The 19,978-nt window shown below is 72.0% G+C and carries 12 protein-coding genes; 1 reads left to right on the top strand and 11 read right to left on the bottom strand.

The features are described from left to right. Positions 1-18 precede the first annotated feature (18 nt). The 10 genes from ASE25_RS16905 to ASE25_RS16860 all read right to left on the bottom strand — a co-directional run bounded on the left by ASE25_RS16905 (position 19) and on the right by ASE25_RS16860 (position 8,317). Positions 19-828, bottom strand: coding sequence for an amino acid ABC transporter ATP-binding protein (locus ASE25_RS16905; protein ID WP_304437922.1), 810 nt, complete (start codon positions 826-828; stop codon positions 19-21). Then, positions 825-1,493, bottom strand: a complete 669-nt coding sequence (locus ASE25_RS16900; protein WP_056826757.1) for an amino acid ABC transporter permease — start codon at positions 1,491-1,493, stop codon at positions 825-827. The genes ASE25_RS16905 and ASE25_RS16900 overlap by 4 nt, the downstream gene beginning before the upstream one ends. A 7-nt stretch (positions 1,494-1,500) precedes the next feature. Next, on the bottom strand, positions 1,501-2,313 hold the full coding sequence (locus ASE25_RS16895; protein ID WP_056826756.1) for an amino acid ABC transporter substrate-binding protein: 813 nt from the start codon (positions 2,311-2,313) through the stop codon (positions 1,501-1,503). Positions 2,314-2,480: 167 nt separating this feature from the next. Continuing rightward, positions 2,481-2,969 carry a DUF4825 domain-containing protein gene (locus ASE25_RS16890; RefSeq protein WP_056778141.1) on the bottom strand — a complete coding sequence of 163 codons (489 nt, stop codon included), beginning with the start codon at positions 2,967-2,969 and terminating at the stop codon, positions 2,481-2,483. Positions 2,970-3,084: 115 nt separating this feature from the next. Beyond that, the gene (locus tag ASE25_RS16885) at positions 3,085-3,705 is read right to left on the bottom strand and encodes a response regulator transcription factor (RefSeq protein ID WP_056778138.1); all 621 of its coding nucleotides are present in this window, start codon (positions 3,703-3,705) and stop codon (positions 3,085-3,087) included. Further along, positions 3,702-5,156, bottom strand: a complete 1,455-nt coding sequence (locus ASE25_RS16880) for a sensor histidine kinase (RefSeq protein WP_162260616.1) — start codon at positions 5,154-5,156, stop codon at positions 3,702-3,704. Before ASE25_RS16880 ends, ASE25_RS16885 begins: the two co-directional genes overlap by 4 nt. Positions 5,157-5,200: 44 nt before the next feature. Further along, the gene (locus tag ASE25_RS16875) at positions 5,201-5,683 is read right to left on the bottom strand and encodes a hypothetical protein (protein WP_056826754.1); all 483 of its coding nucleotides are present in this window, start codon (positions 5,681-5,683) and stop codon (positions 5,201-5,203) included. Between the two features lie 44 nt (positions 5,684-5,727). After that, positions 5,728-6,141 (bottom strand): hypothetical protein, encoded by a 414-nt coding sequence (locus ASE25_RS16870; RefSeq protein ID WP_056826753.1) that lies wholly within the window; start codon positions 6,139-6,141, stop codon positions 5,728-5,730. Positions 6,142-6,305: 164 nt separating this feature from the next. Continuing rightward, positions 6,306-7,304, bottom strand: a complete 999-nt coding sequence (locus tag ASE25_RS16865; protein WP_056826752.1) for a GNAT family N-acetyltransferase — start codon at positions 7,302-7,304, stop codon at positions 6,306-6,308. Then, entirely contained in the window at positions 7,301-8,317 is a 1,017-nt protein-coding gene (locus tag ASE25_RS16860) for a GNAT family N-acetyltransferase (RefSeq protein WP_056826751.1), read from the bottom strand. The genes ASE25_RS16865 and ASE25_RS16860 overlap by 4 nt, the downstream gene beginning before the upstream one ends. A 161-nt stretch (positions 8,318-8,478) precedes the next feature. Between ASE25_RS16860 and msrA the strand changes: the two genes are divergently transcribed. After that, positions 8,479-9,153, top strand: a complete 675-nt coding sequence (msrA, locus tag ASE25_RS16855) for a peptide-methionine (S)-S-oxide reductase MsrA (RefSeq protein WP_235508719.1) — start codon at positions 8,479-8,481, stop codon at positions 9,151-9,153. Between the two features lie 84 nt (positions 9,154-9,237). Here the strand turns inward: msrA and ASE25_RS16850 are convergent, their stop codons facing one another. Further along, positions 9,238-19,773, bottom strand: coding sequence for a calcium-binding protein (locus ASE25_RS16850; RefSeq protein WP_056826750.1), 10,536 nt, complete (start codon positions 19,771-19,773; stop codon positions 9,238-9,240). Positions 19,774-19,978: the final 205 nt, after the last annotated feature.

The raw sequence follows: 19,978 nt of genomic DNA, 5'->3' as shown, positions 1-19,978 counted from the left end.
GCTGCGCCGCAGCGCCGCTCAGTCGAGCGGGTCGAGGATGCGGTGCAGGAACTGGCGGGCGCGCTCGGTGCGCGGTCGGGTCAGCACCTCGTCCGGCGTGCCGCGCTCGACGACGACACCACCGTCCATGAAGAGCACCTGGTCCGCGACCTGCTGGGCGAAGCGGATCTCGTGCGTGACCACGACCATCGTCCAGCCCTGTGCCGCAAGGTTCTTCATGACCACGAGCACCTCGCCGACGAGCTCGGGGTCGAGGGCCGACGTCGGCTCGTCGAAGAGCATGAGCTTGGGCTTGATCGCGAGCGCGCGGGCGATGCCGACGCGCTGCTGCTGCCCGCCGGAGAGCTGGTAGGGGTAGGCGTCGGACTTCTCCTCGAGCCCGACGAGCCGCAGCAGCTCGCGGGCCTCCTCAGCCACCTCGGATCGGTCGCGACGCTGCGCGAGGACCGGGCCCGCCGTGACGTTCTCGAGCACCGTCAGGTGCGGGAAGAGATGGTGCGACTGGAAGACCATGCCGCTCTGGGCGCGGAGGGTCGCCACCTGCTGCCTGGTCACCGGACGCTGCGCGAAGTCGACCTCGACCTCACCGATGCGGACGACGCCCGCGTCGGCGACATCGAGCGCGTTGAGCGAGCGCAGCACCGTCGTCTTGCCCGAACCGGAAGGGCCGATGAGGACGGTGACGCTGCCCGGGGCGACCTCGAAGTCGATCGACCGGAGCACCTCGTGGTCGCCGAACGACTTCGCGAGGCCGGACACCGAGACGAGCGGGGCGGGCTGCGGCACAGCGGATTCCGCCGACATCAAGGGGGTGGTGGGCTCGGTCATGTCGAGACGTACCTGTTCTGTCGTTCCTCGAGACGGGCTTGGACGAAGGAGAGGACGAGGCACACGACCCAGTAGTAGACGGCGGCGACGCCGTAGAGCGCGAAGAACTCGTAGGTCGGTGCCGCCGCCTCCTGCGCCACGCGGAGCAGCTCGGTGACCTGGATGGTCGAGGCGAGCGAGGTGTCCTTGACGAGAGAGATGAGCGTGTTGGACAGCGGTGGGATGGCCGTGCGCACGGCTTGCGGCAGCACCACCCGGCGCAGGGTCGTGACGTAGCCCATCCCGACCGTCGAGGCCGCCTCCCACTGGCCCCTGGGGACCGAGAGGATGGCCGAACGGATCACCTCGGCCGCATAGCCACCGACGTTGAGCGTGAAGGCGACGACCGCGGCCGGGAAGGGGTCGAAGCGCACCCCGAGGGCGGGCAGGCCGTAGTAGATGATGAAGAGCTGGAGCAGCAGCGGCGTGCCACGGACCAGCGAGACGTAGATCCGCGCCAGGGACGAGACCACCCGCACCGACGACAGCCGCATGAGGGCGACGCCGAGGGCGAGGACCAGCCCGAGGACGAAGCTGATGAGGGTCAGCGGGATCGTCGTGGTCACCGTGGCCCGCAGGAGCGGGCCCAGCGAGTCGAGGATCAGCTGGGTCGTCTGTTCGTTCACGACCCGATCACGAACCGGAGGCGCCGACCGGCTGCTTCGAGACGTCGGCCGAGAAGTACTTCTGCGAGATCTTCGTCAGGGTGCCGTCGGCCTCGAGGTCGGCGAACGCCTTGTCGATGGCGGCGACGAGGTCGGAGTCCTTGCGCGTCGCGACGACCTGCTCGGAGACGTCACCGGTCTTCGCCGCGATCTTCACCGTCGTGTCGCCCGTCGACTTCAGGTAGTCGAGGACCGCGAGGCTGTCGTTGACGGTCGCGTCGACACGCGACTGCTTGAGCAGCGTGATGGCCTGGGTGAACCCCTCGACCGACTCGACCTGGGCGCCGGCATCCTTGGCGACCTTGGCCCAGTTGCTCGTCAGGCTCTGCGCCGACTTCTTGCCCTCGAGGCTCGTGAGCGAGGAGATCGTCGCGTCGTCGGCGCGGGTGGCGATGACGCCCTCGGACCACGTGTAGGTGCTGCTCAGGCCGTAGAGGCCGGCGCGCTCCGGGTTCTTCGTGACCTGGTTGACGACGACGTCGTAGCGGTCTGCGGCCAGACCGGCGAAGATCGCGTCCCACGGCGTCTCGACGTACTCGACCTTGACGCCGAGCTTGTCGGCGACGGCCTTCGCGACCTCGACGTCGTAGCCGGTCAGGGCGTTCGTCTTCGGGTCGTGGAACGAGAACGGGGAGTAGGTGCCCTCCGTGGCGACGCGCAGGACGCCCGCCTGCTTGACGGACTCGAGGTCGGAGCCGCCACCGTAGCCGGTGCTGCAGGCGGTGAGGACGACGGCGACGAGCGTGGCGAGCAGGGCGGTGAGGGTGAACCTCGAACGCATGGTGGGAACTTCCTGGTGGATCGGTTGGATGGGGTCGGGACGGCCGCCAACCTATAAGCCCATCTTGGGATGGGCATAATCGGGTGTCGGCATGGTCCACCGCGTGCCAACCGAGCGCGAGCCGTTCGCATTCCCGCCCGGCGTGTCGCCCACCGCCGCGGGGGTGCTCAGTCGTCGAGCGAACGGACGTAGTCGGCGAGGGCGGCGCGGTCGGTGCCCAGCGTCTTGACGTCGTGCCCGAGGGTCGCGGTCGCCTCGCGCGCCGTCAGGGAGAAGGTGCTGCCCGGGCCGGTGACGTGGACGGCGTCGAGGTTGGTCACCGTGCCGAGCAGCAGCGTGGCCGGTCCGGTGAGGTCGGTCGCGTCGAGCGGCTTCGCCGGGTCGGTGACGGCGATCGTCACGGCATACGGAGGGCGGGTCGTCCACAGCGAGAGCGTGTAGCTGCCGGCGGGCCCGAAGCCGGCGTCCCCGACGAGCGCGATGACCTTGGAGTTGTCGCCGACGTATGCCGTCCGGTCGGCCCAGAGCGCCTGCGCGCGGTCATCCGCAGCGACCGACCCGGACGCGCCGGGAGACGGGGCGTCGGCCGGGGACGAGGTGCACCCGGCGAGGGCGACGACCCCGACGGCGAGCGAGGCGACGACGTTCCGGACCATGTGGGGTCTCCTGTCTGCGGCACCGACCACCGGTGCGCTGCAGGTCAGGGACGCGGCGCGCACTCCCCCGGTTCCCGTCGGCCGCGGTAGGGTCGAGCCACTCCTCGCGAGGGCCTCATCCGACGCCGTGGTCGCGGGCCCAGAGCGCCGCCGACGTCCGGTCACCGACGCCGAGCCGGCGGAAGACGTTGCCGAGGTGCACCTTCACGGTGCGTTCGCTGATGCCGAGGGTGCGGGCGATCTGCTTGTTGGCGAGGCCTCGTGCGACGTGTGTCAGCACCTCGCGCTCGCGCTCGCTCAGGGCCGGCCCGGCCGAGCGCCGGTCGGGCGACGGGAGCAGCGCGCGAGCCACGCGCGGGTCGAGGGGCGCGTGCCCGGCGGCCGCGGCGCGGACCGCGTCGAGGACGTCCCCGGGCTCGCTGTCCTTGAGCAGGTAGCCGATGGCCCCGGCCTCGACCGCGGCGCGAACCCGGTCGGCCTCCGCGAACGAGGTGAGGACGACGACGGGAGACGTGGTGCCGGCGGCGCGGAGGCGGCGGATCGCCTCGACGCCGTCGACGCCGGGCATCGAGAGGTCCATGAGGACGACGTCGGGACCGAGGTCGCCGACGACCACGACGGCCTCCGCCCCGTCGGCGGCCTCCCCGACGACGCGGAGGTCGTCGCTGGCGTCGATGATGGTGCGCAGGCCGGCACGGACCAGCCGGTGGTCGTCCACGACGACGACGGTCGTCATCCGTCCTCCTTCTGCACCGGGAGTGCGAGCAGCCACTGCGTGCCGCGTCCCGGCGCGGACCGGACCCTCAGGACCGCCCCGACGTCGGTCGCCAGGTCGGCGAGGACGCGTACGCCGAAGTGTCCCTCGAGACGGGGCAACAGTGTGGGATCGAAGCCGATCCCGTCGTCCCGGACCCGGAGCACGACCGGGCGCGCCGGGTCGGAGCCGTCGGCGGAGAGCCGGATCCAGACGTGCGTGGCCCCGGCGTGGCGCACGACGTTGCGCAGGCACTCGCGGGTGACGCGGTGCGCCACCTGCTGGGCCAGTTCGCCGAGCCGCGCAGCCTGCTCCCCGTCGACGTCGACGGACACCGCGATGCCGCGTCCGGCGAGCGGACGCGCGAGGTCGGTGACGGCCGCCGCGAGGCCGGCGTCCGCGAGCCGCTCGGGGTAGATGTCGACGAGCAGGGAACGCAGGCTGGCGATGCTCGCCCGCACCGTCCAGGCCGCGTCGCTGATCGTCGAGGAGAGTGCCGAGTGGCCCTGTGCCCGTGCGGACTCCGCAGCGCCGCTGACGGCGAAGGAGCTCGCGACGAGATCCTGGACCGGACCGTCGTGGAGGTCGGCCGCGATGCGGCGGCGTTCCCGGGCCGAGGCGTCGACCGCGCGCCGCAGCAGGGACTCACGCTGCTCCTGCGCGGTGCCGAGCCGGTCGAGCAGACGCCAGATGATCGGCGCCATGAGGACGAGGAGCAGCAGGAGGCTGCTCGCGAGCACTCCGGCCAGACCGCGCCACAGGTCGAAGGCGCGCGTGCTGACGGGACCGTAGTCGCCGTAGACCTCGAAGAGCAGCTCGGAGCCGGACGGGGTCCACACCGGGCGGTACACCTCGAGGAGCTTGCCGCCGTAGCGCTCGAACTCGTTCTCGGACCGGTCGAGGTCGGACACCTCGGCCCGGGTCTGCGGCGCGACGAGCGTCTCGCGCTGCTCCTCGCCCAGCGCGAAGCGCTGGCCCACGAGCCGCGTCTCGTCGGCGTAGACGATGCGTCCGTCCGGTGCCCACAGCTTGACCCTGACGATCCCGTTGGGCAGCACACGTGCACGGACGACCTGGTCGAGAGCGGCGTACGCCGCCGGGTCGCCGGTGAGGAGGGCATCCTGCAGCACGGGCTGGACGACGGCCAGGGCCAGCAGGTTCGTCGTGTGCGCCGCGTCGTTGACGGCTTCGCGCTCGGCGAGCCGGCTCGCCGCGAACGAGGCCCCGACCACGACGACGACGAAGACGACGAGGGCCGCGAGCCCGAGCTGCACGAGCATCCGGCGCCGGCTCGGCAGGGGGCGCACCCGCGCCGGGGCGACGCCGTCGGCGAGCGTCCACCAAGGGGGGAGGTCCCGGTGGTCACGCCCGCCGACGGCTCGCGGCGCGTCCGGGGGCTGGGGGTCCCCCGGGTGCGGCGCCGCCACAGGCACCGGGATCGTGTCCCCGGCGCCTGCGCGGTCGGTGCGCTGACTGGTCAGTGGTCGTCACCACCCGAGTCGTCCGAGCCGTGGCCTCCGGACGAGTGCGAGACGGACGCGTGCGAGCCGGAGTCATCGGAGCCGGACCGCCCCGACCCCGAGTCGTCGCCCCCCGAGTGCGACGACCCGGAACCGGAGGACCCGGACGAGCCGGAGCCCGAGGAGCCGGAGCCCGAGGAGCTCGAGCCAGACGAGCCCGACGCGCCGCCGGCACGGTGGTCGTCGCCGGCCTCGGCGCGGGAGTCGCGGGGACGGTCGCCGCCGTGGTCGTCACCGACCTCGGTGGTCCGGGTGGCGCTCGGGGTGGCGGACGGCATACCCGTCGGGGTCGGGTCGTCGTCGCCGGACTCCGGCAGGAGCTGCGCCGACGCGGGGACGCGGGCGGGGACGCTCTGGGCGAAGGAGCTGTTGCCGACGAGGCCGAGGGTGGCCGGGACGAGGGCGGCGACCGCAGCCGCGGCGAGGGTGAGTCGTCTCATGGGGTGGACCTTTCGTGGGTGAGTGCGAGGGCGGAGGGCTGCGGTCAGCCCGGGTAGACGACCGTGGCTCGGCACTCCTGGCCCGTCGCCGCGTAGCGGGCGTAGGCGCGGATCGTGTCCGAGCCGGCGCGGTTCGTGACGAGGCTGCGCACCGTGAACGAGCCGCTCGGCGCCGTCGTGACGGCGGACCCGGACCAGACCGGGACGGTGTTGTCGCTGAGCGCGGCGCTCCAGCGCTGGCCGACGCGGTTGCTGTCGACCTCGAGCTCGACCTGGATCCGGCGGTCGTCCTGCTTGGCCTTGAGCGTCCACCTCGCGCCGGCCGAGCAGGTGCCCGACGTGCGCACCTCGAGTCCCTTGGCCGAGGCGGCCGGCGCGAGGGTGACGGCGCCTGACGCGAGGGCTGCTGCGACGAGGGCGATGGCGGACGTGGCGGTGAGAGTTCGGCGAGTCCTCATGCGTGACCTCCTGGTGGGGGCCCGTCCCGGGTGGTCCGCGGCGGGTCAGCGGGTGCTGTGGGTCCACCGTGCGTCCTCGGGGCGGGCAGGCACCATCGGGCTTTGGTCCTAGTACCTGCCCACGACGACGCCGTGCAGCCGCCGTGGGTTCACCGAGCCCGGGCTCAGAGGTCCTTGGCCCACTCCCGCGTCCAGCCCGTGACGGCGAAGCCCATCCGCTCGTTGATGGCGACCATGTGGGTGTTCGTGTCGGCGTTCCACGTGCGCACCGTCGTGACGTCGGGGCGCTCCCGCTGGAGGGCGCGGAGGTTCGCGATCTTGACGGCGAGGCCGAGCGCCCGGCCTCGGTGCTCCCGGAGGACGAGCGTGTCCGACTGGACGGCGAGGTCGGGCTGCCCGGGCCGCACGACGATGTCGGTGAAGGCCACGAGGCGTCCGGTCGGCACGTGCCGCGCGACGGACTCGATGCCCCAGATGGGACTCGGCGTGTTCCACAGCAGCCGTACGCGCTCGGCGTCCCAGTCCTCCTCGTCGAGGTCGATGTCGCCGGACGGGGCGTCGGTGCTCATCCGTCGTGCGAGCAGCGCTCGGTCCTCGAGCCATGCCTCGGGAAGCCCGTCGACCGACGTCTCGATGACGTATGCCGCCGGGTCGGGTCGGGGATCGAGCGCGGTCAGCGCGGCCTCGTCCACCGGCAGGGCCAGGTCCTGCCGGAGGTCGAGGAGCGTCTGCCGGTAGCCATTCACGTGGGCGAATCCCGTTGCGGCGTCACCATTCTCGACGGGCGCGCCGCTGTGCTCGTGGATGCGGTCGCACCCGTCGTCGCGGAGCACCTGCTCGCAGTGGACGAGGAGTGACGAGCCGATCCCGCGCCGCTGGTGGTCGGGGTGCACCGAGAGCCACAGCCCCGCGGTGCCGACGTTGTCGCGCGTCCGACGGATCGTCTGCGCCGCGGCGACTGGGCCGTCCGCGCCCTCCTCGGTGACGACGAAGGACCGCCGCACCTCGTGCCGGCGCTCCGCGACGTCGACGATCTCGGCGATCGACGTGCGCTCGGCGGCGCCGCCCCACACGTGGCGGTTGGCTGCGTGGTGCACCTCGAGCCAGGCCTCGCTCGTGAGGTCGTCGACGGCGAGGTCGATCTCCTTGATCTGCAAGGTCATTCGCCGCTCCCCGTGATCTTCTGCCACTCCCGGCTGTACCCGTCGACGGCGTAGCCGAGCTGCCGGTTGACCGCGAGCATGTGCTCGTTGGAGTCGGCGTTCCACGTGCGGACCGCCGTCACGTCGGGCAGCTCGTCCATGAGCCGCAACGCGTTGGCCGCCTTGAGCCGGAGACCGAGCCCGTGCCCGCGGTGCTCCTTGAGCACGAGGGTGTCCTGCTGGTAGCCGAGGTCGGGGGTTCCTGCGGACACCCCGATCGTCGTGAAGGCGACGAGACGGCCCGAGGGCGTGTGGCGCGCGGCTGACTCGACGATCCGCCGCCCGGAGGCCAGCGTGCGGGCGTGCGTCTCCCGCAGGCGGTCGGCGTCCCAGGCCTCCTCCTCGAGGGCGAGGTCGTCCGTGGGGGCGTCGGTGCTCATCCGCTGCTGGAGGACCGCGCGGTCGTCGAGCCACGCCTCGGGCATCGTGTCGACGAAGGTCTCGACGGCGTAGTCGTCGGTGACGGCCACCAGCGCCGAGAGCGCGTCGCGGTCGGCGGGAAGCGGCATGGCGCTGCGGAGCATCGTCTGCCCCACGGCGTAGCCGTGCCGGGCGGCGAACGTCTCCGCGAGGTCGACACCGCCCTCGGCCCACTCGGTCTCGCCCATCAACGTGCCGCGGCCGTGCTCGCGGGCGATCGCCTCTCCCTCGCGCAGGAGGGCCTCACCGATGCCCCGCCGCCGGTGGTCCGGCAGGACCGACAGCCAGAACAGGGCCAGGTCGAGGTTGTCGGTCGTCGGCATCCGGGCCTCGAAGGCACCGACGAGACGGTCCCCCACCCACGCCGCGCGGGCGACCCGCGTGCCCGACGGCGAGCGGTGGAAGCCCTGGATCTCCTCCAGGGTCCAGGCGCTGCCCGAGGGGCCGAACAGCTCGCGCTGGACGGCTGCGTGGACGCCGATCCAGTCTCGGGCCGCGGCCTCCTGGGCACGGTCGAGCAGGTCGATCGGCCGGATCTCGAGGTCGTCGCTCATGTGGGCAGTCTGTCGGGCCGCCCCGCGCGCGGCGAGCGATTTGTCCGGGACCGCGCCACCCGGCATACGCAGGGGGTCGCCGACGTTACAGGGACGTAAGACGCTCCCAGCACGAAGGATGTGACACTGGCATGGTGTTCGGATTCGGTAGGAAGTCCCAGATGCCCAGCCGCGACGAGGCCCTCCCGGGTCGCGCGGACCGCCCGTATGCCGTGAACCCCACCCATGTCGTGCTGGGCACCCCGCTCGAGGGCCCGTGGCCCGACGGCTCCGAGGTGCTCTACGTCGCGATGGGCTGCTTCTGGGGGGTCGAGCGGATCTTCTGGAAGCAGGACGGCGTCGTCTCGACGGCGGCGGGCTACATGGGTGGCTACACGCCCAACCCGACCTACGAGGAGACGTGCACCGGGCGCACCGGCCACGCCGAGACCGTCCGCGTCGTCTACGACCCCGAGAAGACCTCGCCCGAGCTGCTGCTCAAGGCCTTCTGGGAGAACCACGACCCGACGACGTCCAACCGCCAGGGCAACGACATCGGCACCGCCTACCGCTCGGCGATCTACTGGACGACCGAGGGCCAGCGGCTCGCCGCGGAGGCGACGCGCGAGGCGTTCCAGAAGGTGCTCGATGACAACGGCTACGGGCAGATCACGACGGAGATCCGCTCCGCGGACGACGCCGGGCCGTTCTACCTCGCCGAGGACTACCACCAGGGCTACCTCCACAAGAACCCCGGCGGCTACTGCAACCACGGCCCCAACGGCATGACGTGCCCCGTCGGGATCGTGCGCCAGGACCAGCTCCCGGCCCAGCAGGACATCGCTCCGCCGGCCTGACGGCTCTCGACGCACCCGGCTGCGGCGCTGTGGGATCTCGGATCCCGCACCGCCGCAACCTTTTTCGGAGTCGTCGAGCGAGGCTCAGTTCTGGCAGGCCGCCTCGTCGAAGTGGCCAGGCGTGCCCGGGTAGGCCGCCCCCGCCCCGTGCTCCGTCTCGCCCGGGTGGACGAGCGCGAGCTCGCGGAAGGCCGACGTCCCCGCCGTCGTGACGTCGGTGGCGGACCGTCCGGCGCTCGTCGCCCACGCCAGCTGCTGCAGGAAGTCCTGCATCGCCGGCGAGTGCTGACGCACGTCGTTGAAGCCGCCGTAGGCCGAGTTGCAGTGCGAGAACAGGTTGTAGGCGCCGTTCCAGTCGATGAGCCGGTCACCGGCGTTCGGGCCGTTGGCCGTCACGTCGGCCTGCATGACGTCGCGGTCCCAGCCGCCGTAGATCCAGTCGGTCCCCTGGTGGTGGTTGTTGTTCGCGGGGTCGGCGTCGTCGGTCCCGGTCATCTCGAACCACAGGCACGGGTCGACCGTCGTGACGACCTTCTTCGTGCCCGACGTCAGCGGCCAGTCACCGAGCGTGCACCCGGTGCCCGGCGTGTAGCTGCCGCGCGGCCAGAGGTCGAGCAGGTCGGAGCCGAGGACGTCCTGCTTCGTCGGGTCGGACTCGCCCGCCCCGCCGAAGAGGTGGTCGACGAACCGGTCACCCGTGCCGCGTGACGACGGGTCGAAGGCGCCGTTCGTGCGGCAGTCAGGCGTGTTGCCGTCGAGCCCTGCGTCGCAGCCCTGGCCGCCCCACAGCACGTCCTCGCCGTCGTCACCGAAGACGTCGTCACCGCCGCTGTCGCCGTTGGCGACGTCGTCGCCGTAGCCGGCGTGGATGGTGTCGTCGTCGGTGCCGCCCCGGATGAGGTCGCGCCCGCCCTCGTCCATGCCGTTGTGCGGCATCGACGCGTCGGTCGACGAGCCGATCCACTGGTCGCCGTCGACGTCGTGGAGCAGGTCGACGCGCCGGTCGTACGCCGTCCGCGCGAAGCCGGTGAAGCTCTCCTTGGGCGGGCTGTTGAGCGAGCTCGTGAACGCCGCCGGGCTGTCGCCGGCGCTGAGGTACTGGTTCACGATGCCGCCGCGGTCGCCGACGATGGCGTCGCGACCGCTGTCTCCCGTGAGGCGGTCGTTGCCGAGCTCACCGTAGAGGTCGTCGTCGCCGGCGCCACCGGACACGGTGTCGTCGCCGTCCTGGCCCCAGATGCCGTCGTTGCCGTCGTCACCCCAGATGACGTCGGCACCGGAGGCCCCGACCACCTCGCACGTCGCCTGCGCCGTGGAGCAGAAACGGGTGCTCGGCCCGGGCAGCGCCGGGTCGTGCGTGCGCGACACGGTCGCGTCGGCCGGGAGCGGACCGTCCGGGTAGCGGTCGGCATACGCCTTCTCGGAGCGAGTGCCCGCTGCGCCGACGAGCGTGCGCAGGAGCGAGCCGTTGTCGCCGAGGACGACGTCGTCGCCGCCGTTGCCCTCGATGACGTCGGCGCCGTCGCGGAAGCCCGGAGTCGGGGTGCCGCCGACGATGTCGTCCTGACCCGCATCGGTGCTCAGGCCCCGGAGCAGCCCCACCGGGCTGGCCGACCCGGGCCAGGCGGCGCTCAGTGCCGTCGCCGCGGTGCCGTGCGCCGAGGCCGTGCCGAACGGCAGGTCACCGAAGAGCGCGTCGGCTCCCCCGTTGCCCTGCACGTGGTCGGCGCCGGCGTCACCGGTGATGACGTCGTTGCCGTCCTGTCCCTCGAGCACGTCGACGCCGTCGCCGCCGGAAAGGCGGTCGAAGCCGTAGAGCGTCGCGGACGGCGTCGTGAGGAAGCCCGAACCCACCGACCGGTCGTACGGCTCGATGACACGGGACGTCATCGCCGCGCCCGGCGTGCTCCCGAGACGGACCGTCACCGAGGTGGGTGCCTGGCCCGCGACCGGGCGCAGCACCTGACCGTTGTCGCCGAGGACGACGTCGTCGCCAGGACCGCCGAAGACGGCGTCGTCGGTGTCGGGCTGGCCGGACGTCGTGTCACCGGAGCCGCCCGCAGGCGTCGAGCTGCCGCCGACGAGGTCGTCGTCGCCGAGGTCGCCCTCGACCCAGTCGACCTCGGGCCCACCCTCGACGTAGTCGTCGCCCGCGTCGCCCTTGAGGCGGTCGGTGCCACGCTGACCGAGCACGACGTCCGCGTCGTCACCGCCGAAGACCTGGTCCGCCCCCGAGTTGGCGAGGACCGGGCCGACGCCGAGGTCGAGCAGCGTGATCCGGTGCGTGGTCGCGAAGCCGCGCATGCGCGTGATCGGCGTCGAGTCGGCCGCGCTGACCCCGGAGGTCACGACGGCGTTGTCACCGGCGACGATGTCGGGGCCGGCGTCGCCGAAGAGCACGTCACCGGAGTCCGGTCGCCCGACGCCGGCGGTCGCCTGCTGGAACGAGCCACCGACGACCTCGTCCTCGCCCCGGTCACCGTGGACGAGGTCGGAGCCGTTGTTGCCCTCGAGGTGGTCCGCGTCGTCGCCGCCGTTGACGCGGTCGTCGCCGAGCCCGCCGTATGCCGTGTCGTCGCCGGCGCCGCCGAAGAGCTGGTCGCCGCGACCGGCGTCGGGAGAGGTCCCGGCGAGGTCGAACGGGACGGCGGGCGCGTCTGCAGACGACGACGGGTCGTCCACGGTGCCGTTGTCACCGATGAGGATGTCGCGACCGGTGTCGCCCGAGAGCACGTCGCCGGCGTCGGTCGGGTCCGTGTCGGTGCGGCCCGCGGCCCGCGTGCCGCCGTAGACGAGGTCGTCGCCGTCGCCGCCGCTGGCCCAGTCGGCGCCGTCGTTGCCCTCGATGACGTCCGCGGCCTCCTGGCCGTAGAGGACGTCGGCCCCGGCGTTGCCGAAGAGCAGGTCGAGGCCCTGTCCGCCGTAGCCGCGGTCCTGGCCGGTGCCGCCCCAGGCGCGGTCGGCGCCGTCGCCGCCGAAGAGGACGTCGTCACCCTGCTGGCCGCAGACGAGGTCGTCGCCACCGCGGGCGTCGACCCGGTCGGCCGCACCCCCGGCGGAGATGGTGTCGACGCCGGCGCCACCGGTGATGAGGTCGGCACCGTCGTCGGTGCTCGGGTCGCTGCCACCCGACGTGCCTTCCGGCACCGGGTCGGACGCGACGGGCGAGCCTGCGCGACAGGTCTCGTCCGCGGCGGCTGCCACGGTCGCGGCGTCACGCAGGGTGTCGCCGAAGATCGTGGACGGCCCGTCGCCGCCGAGGACGTGGTCGCTGCCGCGGCCACCGACGAGCGTCTTGGGAGAGGGCGCCGTGCCGGTCGGCAGGGCCTGGTGCTCGACGAGGCGGGTGTGCCCGAAGGTGACCCCCTCGATCGTCTCGGTGGCCCCGAGTCCACCGACGCGGCTGGGCTCGGCGACGACGTAGTCGTCGCCCGGTCCGCCGTAGATCGCGTCGGAGCCGTAGCCGCCGACGAGGGCGTCCTCGCCCCCGCCGCCGAGGATGCGCGCGTGCTCGGACGGCGCCGAGTGGCTCGTGACGACGTCCTGCTCGCGGCTGCCGTAGACGACGTCGTCACCGGATCCGGTCTCGACGATGTTCGGCACCGTCGGTTGGCCGGACGGCGTCGTGAGCGTGTCGGCCGGGCCGGCCGCGTCGACGCCGAAGGTCTGCTCCGACGACGCGTAGATCGTGTCGGGTCCGGTGCCGCCGGTGACCGCGTCGCTGCCGAGACCGCCGACGAGGACGTTGCCCTTCGAGCGGATGGTGGATCCGGAGCCGTCCGGCCGGTCGGCCGCGACGCCCACCTTGTCGTCGCCGGGACCGGCGTCGACACGGTTGCGGCCCAGGCCCACGCTGATGGTGTCGGCGCCGCCCGTGGCCTGGGCGCGGGTCGTCGGGTCGACGCTCAGCTGGGCCGGGTCGACGAGGTCGCCGAGAGTGATGGGCGTCTTGCCCGGCCAGTTGGCGTCGTCGACGCCGTTGAGCGTCGCCGAGAAGGACTTCGGGGGCGAGGGCAGGCTGCCGTCGCCGGTGACGAAGTCGTCGCCCTGTCCGGTCGTGATGGCGTCGGCGCCGACCCCGCCGGCGACGCGGGCCACCTGGCCCACGGCGTCGGCGGTGACGATGCGGTCGTCCCCGTCGCCGCCGTCGACCCAGGAGCTGCCCGTGCCGGTCTGGATCTGGTCGTTGCCGGGGGTGCCGAAGACGATGGCGTCCTTGTCGAAGGACCTCAGGTCTCCCGCGCCGCCCGCCGACGACGGGTCGGAGTCCTTCTTGCCGTCACCCACGAAGCTGACGACGAGGGGCGTCGACGAGCCGCGGCCGTCGACGACGACGCGCTTCAGCGTCGGGTCGAGGTACTCACGGCGCTCACCGAGCATCTGGATCGCGAAGCCGTCGAAGCCCGCGTCGGTGCCGTCCGGGTCGGCGGCCGTCTGGGCGAAGTGCAGGGCCGTCACCTTGACGACGTCCGCCTCGGTCTCGCTCGTGTTGCCCCAGGGCTCACCGCGCTGGGCGTCGGTGCCGAAACGTCCCGCGAAGACGGCGAGCGTGCCGTCCGAGGTGCCGCCGAGTCTGGGTGGGGGTGGGGTGCAGTTGGGTTGGGCCGTGAAGTCGAGCAGCGTGATGTCCGCGAGGTTGATCGAGAAGGACACGCTGAACGGCGAGAACCCGAGGGTCACGTAGAGGCGCAGGAAGAGGCTGAGCCGGCCCGTGGTCGTGAAGAGGCAGAGCGGGTTGTTGACCGCGGCGTGGAGGAACTCGCTGACCCGGAACTTCCCGTCGTTGTTCGGGTCGTTCCAGTGGAAGCCGATGGTCAGGTGCAGCCCACCCTCGATGCCGACGGTGATGATGACGGCCGTGACCGCGGCGCCCGCAGCGATCTCGCCGTCGAGCTGGACGACCGGCACCGGCCGCCCCTCGGAGTCCGTCGTCTTGAAGTAGAGGCCGTCGAGGAGCTTGACGGGGTTGACCGCGGCTCCCTGCTGGGCAGCCTCGACGGCATACCTGATGCCGGCGGTGTCGAGGCCGGCCATGAAGCGCAAGGTCACCGAGGCGGACCCCGACAGCGTCACCATGACGGGCGGCGGGGCGTAGACCGGTCCGAACGACTGGCGCCACGTGAAGCCGAGGGTCAGCGGGCCGCTGTCGAACTCGACGAGCGAGACGTCGCTGCCCATGAGCAGGCTGAAGACCGACGACGGGTTGTCGAGGATCGGGAAGGTGAAGCCCGACTTGCTGGCGCTGCCGGCGGCGCCGCCGGCACCGAAGACGTTGCCCTTGCCGCCCTTGGTGTTGAGGGCGGACTTCACGGTGTCCGGGCTGGCCGCGCTGGCCGTCTTGATGAGCGAACCCGCGGTGCCCGGCGCGAGGCTGCTCGTCGGGGACACGTCGGTGTCGAGGGCCTTGTCACCGCTCACGGTGAAGCTGCCGATCGGGATGAGGCACGACGGCCCCCCACCGCCGCAGTCGGGCAGGTTGTTGATGAGCGTGGTGAGTGCGGCGATCTTGTCGACGAAGTCGAGCTTCGGGCCGCCGGCCAGGGTGTTGAAGGTCTTGGCCAGCGTCATGAGGCTGACGTCGCCGCCACCTGCCATCCGGCTGAGGTCGGACAGGACGGGGATCGGGGCGTAGAGCGTGTCGAGCACCGGCTGGAGCGGGCCCGTCACGGACTTGACCTTCTTGAGCACCGGCCCGAGCAGGTTGGACAGGAAGCCACCGGCGTCGATGGCGACGTCCTTGAACTCGATGGACGGTGCGCCGAGGTGCTTGAGGTCCTGGTTCGTGAACTCCCAGCCCATGACGAAGTTCGCCTGGACACCGGGAAGCACCGAGTCGACCGACGCCTTGACGATCCAGTCGGCCTTGACCTTCGCCGTGAGCGAGATGCCGAAGAGCGACGACGCGTCCCCGTCCCCGATGTCGGCGACCGTCAGGACCGAGCCGTCGGACTCGGTCGTGTCGCGCGACGTGAGGTCGACGAGGAAGGCGCCGGCGAAGAGCGGCGCGGTGCCGTTCTTCGTGACGTCGATGTCGAGGAACGCGAGCTGGGCCTTCATCGACGCAGGCATGTCGAAGCGCGCGCCGAGGCCGAACTCGGGCGCGGCCGCCCCGTCCTGCCAGGCGTCGTGCGTGTAGATGACGAAGCCCTTGGTCGTGTTGACACCGGCCTTGAGGTGCAGCTGGAGGCCGACGCCGTAGCTGATGGCGTCGGTGTCGCCCGCCTTGAGGGCGAGGCCCGGGATGCCGATGTCGAGGGGCAGCTTCTTGCCGTCACCGAGACAGCCGGAGCCCGCGACGCAGCCCTGCTCGGGGGTGACCGTGCCCGCCTTGATGGTGAAGGCGAGGCTGATCCCGTTGATGCTCGTCGTCGGGCAGTCGGTGCGGTCGGGCTTCGTGCTCACGGGGGCGTATGCCGTGGCCGTGGCGGTGCCGTCGTCGGTGAAGGTCTGCGCGCTGCCGGACGCCGCGTCGACGACCTTGACGAGCTCGTAGGCGCCGCCGTCCTTGCTGCGCAGCACCTTGTACTTCGTGGCACCCGCGGCCGCCGACCACGACACCGTGATCGAGTTGCCGCCGCCGATGGTCGTCCACGACGTCGTCGCCGCGGCGCTCGCGCCCGAGGGGACGGTGTCGCCGCCGGTGCCGGAGCCGCTGCCCTGGCTGGCGACGATCTCGTAGCGCCACGCGGTGGAGCCTGTCGTGGACGGCGTGGCAGCAAGGGTCGGTGCGCCGGTCGGCTCGAGCTTGAGCTTGCACTCGTAGTTGACCTCGAGCGTCGTCTTCTCCAGACCGGCTGCGGTGATCGCGTCGGCGAGCTTGTCGTTGACGTAGGTGCGGGCCTCGGCCGGGCTGGCCGGCACGTTGCCGAGCTTGGAATTGATCTCCGTCCGGAGCCGGCCGATGGAGTCGGCGCCCTGCTGGAGGTCCTTGCCGACGAACGGCAGCTTGCCGTCGAAGGTGGCCAGGCGCATGGCCTGCTCGATCTTCTCGAGGTAGCCGTCGAGGCCCGGCCCGATCTGGGTGAAGTCGGCGAAGGCGCTCGCGAACGCCGCGGACAGGTCGGGCACCTCGAAGCGCTGCTTGGCGGCGTCGGGGGCCGGGAGGTTGCCCGTCAGGGTGGCCAGGTCGGCGGGGTTCGTCGAGTCCGGGAGCCGCAGCGCGATGGAGCCGAGGGAGGCTGCCGGGCTGCCCGGCACGGTCGCGTAGAGCGGGACGGTGCCGCAGACCATGAGCGGGGTCGCGAGGCTCTCGCCGCAGTCGACGGGGGTGTTCGAGGCGTTGAAGCTGACGTCGAGGCCCGAGAGGAACGTCGAGAAGCTCACCGGGGTGTCGGCCGTGGCGCTCGCGTCGGCCAGGTCGAGGCTGACGTCGGCCTTGAGCGACACCTGCTTGGCGGCATCGCCGCCGGGGTCGCCGGCCGAGACGGTGAGCGGTCCGATGGTGCCCGCGACGCGGCCGTCGAAGCTGGCCGCGGCCGCGACGCTGACCTTCGAGTCGGCGAGGACCTTGAGCGAGGAGGCGTCGCCCGGCCCCGTACCGGGCGCGAGCGGCACGACGAGGCCGACGTCCACGCCGCCCTTGACGTGCACGGAGCCCTGGCCCGTGGCGGCCGCCGAGACGAGCGACTGGTCGCCGCCGAGGTCGAGGCGCAGGGGCGCGTTCGTCTGGTAGTCGCGCTTCCAGTCGAGGTCGAGCACGACGCTCGGCGTCCCGCCGTCGTCGAGGTAGCGGAAGTGCAGCGCGCCGGTGCCGAGTCGCTCGTCGAGGAACGCGACGAGGTCCTGCATGTTCTGCGGCGGGTGCACCGACATGATGTCGATGGCGTCGTCGAGCGGCGAGCGGAAGGTGTATGCCGTGTCGTCGGCCGGCTTGGTCGTCCAGTTCTCGGTCAGGGTGACCGTGTCACCCGAGACCGACGCGACGACGGCCACCTGGGTGCCGACCACGACGGTGCGTCCGACGAAGGACGCGTCGAACGTGCGGCCCACGTGCTGGAGAGTGTTCGTGCCGTAGTTGACGTCGCTGCCGACACCCGACGAGTCGCGCTGCATGAGGTCGCGCAGGGAGGTGCCGGTGCCGGGGATCTCGCGGCTGTAGACGCCCGACGCGCCGCCGGGCTGGGCGTCGGCGAGCTGGGCGGCGAGGGTCTGGAAGGTCTTGAGCACGATCGCGAAGAGCTCGGCCTGCGAGCCCGGCTTGATGTCGAGCGCGAAGATCCGGCTCAGCCGGCTGAGGTCCAGCTGCGGACCGTCGGTCCCGGTGAGCTGGGTCAGGTCGTTCCACGAGGCGGAGACGCCGACGTCGGTGCCGGCAGGCAGGAAGCCGTCCGCGTCGGGGATCGAAGCCTTGAGGTCTGCGGTGGCACGGACGTTGACGTCGATGTCGAGCAGGTCACCGGCCTTGCTCGGCCCGGTCGGGCTCGCCGTGACGAGCTGGTCGAAGAGCTGGCGCAGGCGGATGTCGTGCTGGGCGTCCCCGGCCTGCTTGAGGCCGATCGAGAGCATGTGCCCCGTGCCGGGTGCCGAGCAGTCGGCGGGCGCGGCGCTGTTGCACACCGCGAGGTGCCCCTTGAGGCGCACCTGGAAGAAGCCGGCGTTGGCGGTGAAGTCGACCGCGGTGTCGATCGGGAAGTCGGCCGTGAGCAGCGGGCTGCCGGTGCGGATGAGCACACGGTCGGCGCCCAGCGGGAGCGAGGTGACGTTGGTCTTGAACGCCCCCGTCGTCTGGAGGAACGGGCAGGCCTCGGTGTTGCCCTCGAAACCGATGCACGCCGCACCGGTGCGGGCGTCCTGCAGGTCGAGCACGAGCGTCAGGTCCGCCGCGAACGACGGCTTGACGGTGGCGAAGGTCTGGGCGGAGTTCGCCCGCAGGATGCCGCGGCGCGGTCCACCGGCGACGGGCTGGTCGGTCAGCCGGTCGCCGAAGGTCACGGCGCCGAGCTGGGCCTCGGGACCGACGATGACGAACGGCGTTCCGGCAGAGGGCTGCCCACCGATCCAGGGTCCCGAGAACGTCAGCGCGTTCTTCGTGTTCGAGGCGATCTCACCGGCGGACGTGCCGGCCATGACGCGCATGCCGGTCCACTGGTTCGCCTGCCACGGCTGGGAGCCGTCGTCGAGCGTGAGGCCCGTGGCGGCATACGTCGCCGAGGGCCGGGAGGTGCGGGCGCTGCCGGCGTCCATGGCGACCCCGGTGCTCGGCGCGGTCTTGACCATCTGCATGCGGAAGACGAGCTTGCTCGTGGTCGGGTCCCATGCGAGGTCGTCGAGGCCGATGCCCGCCGCCTTGAGCTTGGCGATGAGGTCCTGAAGGGAGTCGAAGGTCGGGTTGCCGACCGTTGTCGCGTCGAAGCCCGCGGGCGACGGCTGGTCGGGGTCCGGCTGCTGGACGACGTTGGCCTTGAGGAAGTCGACGAGGACCTGGTTGGCCTTGACGGCGTCGGACACGGTGCCGCGCAGGAAGGGCAGGTCGAGGTTGCCGGTCGTCGGGAGCGGTCCGGCGCCGTCGGGGTCGAACTTCGCCTGCTGGATCCCGGTCAGGGCGACCGCGACCTGGGCGAGGCCGTCGGCGAGGTCGCGCAGGCTCATGTTCTGGAACTTGCCGACGAGGGTGGCGAGGGTCGGCGCCGAGACGGTCGGCGTGCCGGTCGAGATGTTCGCCCACGTCAGCGTGACGTCGGCGGCGACGTTGCTCGGGAAGCTGACGCCCGCGATGCCGCTCGTGTCCGCGGCGATCGACAGGGTGCCCGTGACCGACCCCGGGGTCCCGGGATCGGAGGCCGAGCCGGTGGGGTCGAGGTCAGCCGACACGAGGCCGGCCAGGGAGCCGTCCGCGGCGAGCTCACCGTCGCCGACACCGGCTGCGTCGAAGGCGAGGACCCCGTCGTTGTTCGGGTCGTTGACGCGGGCGTACGCGTGCGCCTTGACGGTGAAGTCGGTGCTCTTCAGCGTGACGCCGAGGATGCCGACGGCGGCCTTGGCTGCGCCGGACAGCTGCGCCGTCACGTCGACGTCGAGCCGCGGCGCGTGAGCCGCGTCGCTGGCGAGGTAGACGCGGTTGGTCGTCGGTCCGGTCCAGACGACCCAGAGGGAGAGCGTGGCCTCGACGGTGGCCGTGACCCCCTTGGGTGAGGACAGCTCGACCTTGGGGCTCGTGGAGCTGACGGTGAGCGCCTGCTGGGTCGCCGTGCGGGTCACGACGAGGTTGACGTGCACGCGCTTGCCGTCGGCGAGGTCGTCGACGGAGACGTCGAGTGTCCCGGTGCGACCTCCCGGCAGGGCGACCGACTCGCCCGACGTCGCGAGGTCGGCCCACGTCGTCGTGCCGGCGAGCGCCGGGGACACGCCCCTGTCGACCAGGTCATCGGCGCCGGCGAGGCCACCGGGGCTCGCCGACACGAAGGGAATCGGCTTCCCGAGCGCGCCGATGCCGGCGAGCCCGGAGGTCCAGGCGGCGAGGTTCCGCGTGCCTCCGCTGCCGCCCAGGAGCGCGACGACGCGGTCGACCCCGGGGTCGGGGTCGGCGGCATACGCAGGCGACTGGCCGGCCAGCGCTCCCACGACGACGAGGAGCGAGGTGAGACCGGCTCCGAGGGCACGACGAATCGACTTGCGCACCATGATTCTCCCCATGTGGGGGCGTGTCGTGTGCCCGTTCCCTGCCCGAGCCGTGTCCGCCACGCCATCCCTCGGCCCAAGGTATTGAGGAACACGTCACATGTCCGGAAAACCCCCGGAACTCATTCCGAATCGGTGATATCGGGGCGCATGTGACACATGGGACAAAGGGGTCGCCGGACCCGGGGTGCGCCCGCCCGATGGCTCG

Source organism: Terrabacter sp. Root85 (genome assembly GCF_001429185.1).
In the GTDB taxonomy this organism is placed as follows: Bacteria; Actinomycetota; Actinomycetes; order Actinomycetales; family Dermatophilaceae; genus Terrabacter.
The sequence above is the reverse complement of the archived record's forward strand: the minus strand, read 5'-3'. Positions and strand labels throughout refer to the sequence as shown.

Excerpts from the sequence above, each read along its gene's own strand:
- ASE25_RS16905 (WP_304437922.1), bottom strand. The coding sequence starts at position 828 with ATGACCGAGCCCACCACCCCCTTGATGTCGGCGGAATCCGCTGTGCCG.
- ASE25_RS16895 (WP_056826756.1), bottom strand. The coding sequence starts at position 2,313 with ATGCGTTCGAGGTTCACCCTCACCGCCCTGCTCGCCACGCTCGTCGCC.
- ASE25_RS16890 (WP_056778141.1), bottom strand. The coding sequence starts at position 2,969 with ATGGTCCGGAACGTCGTCGCCTCGCTCGCCGTCGGGGTCGTCGCCCTC.
- ASE25_RS16885 (WP_056778138.1), bottom strand. The coding sequence starts at position 3,705 with ATGACGACCGTCGTCGTCGTGGACGACCACCGGCTGGTCCGTGCCGGC.
- ASE25_RS16875 (WP_056826754.1), bottom strand. The coding sequence starts at position 5,683 with ATGAGACGACTCACCCTCGCCGCGGCTGCGGTCGCCGCCCTCGTCCCG.
- ASE25_RS16870 (WP_056826753.1), bottom strand. The coding sequence starts at position 6,141 with ATGAGGACTCGCCGAACTCTCACCGCCACGTCCGCCATCGCCCTCGTC.
- ASE25_RS16865 (WP_056826752.1), bottom strand. The coding sequence starts at position 7,304 with ATGACCTTGCAGATCAAGGAGATCGACCTCGCCGTCGACGACCTCACG.
- ASE25_RS16860 (WP_056826751.1), bottom strand. The coding sequence starts at position 8,317 with ATGAGCGACGACCTCGAGATCCGGCCGATCGACCTGCTCGACCGTGCC.
- msrA (WP_235508719.1), top strand. The coding sequence starts at position 8,479 with ATGCCCAGCCGCGACGAGGCCCTCCCGGGTCGCGCGGACCGCCCGTAT.
- ASE25_RS16850 (WP_056826750.1), bottom strand. The coding sequence starts at position 19,773 with ATGGTGCGCAAGTCGATTCGTCGTGCCCTCGGAGCCGGTCTCACCTCG.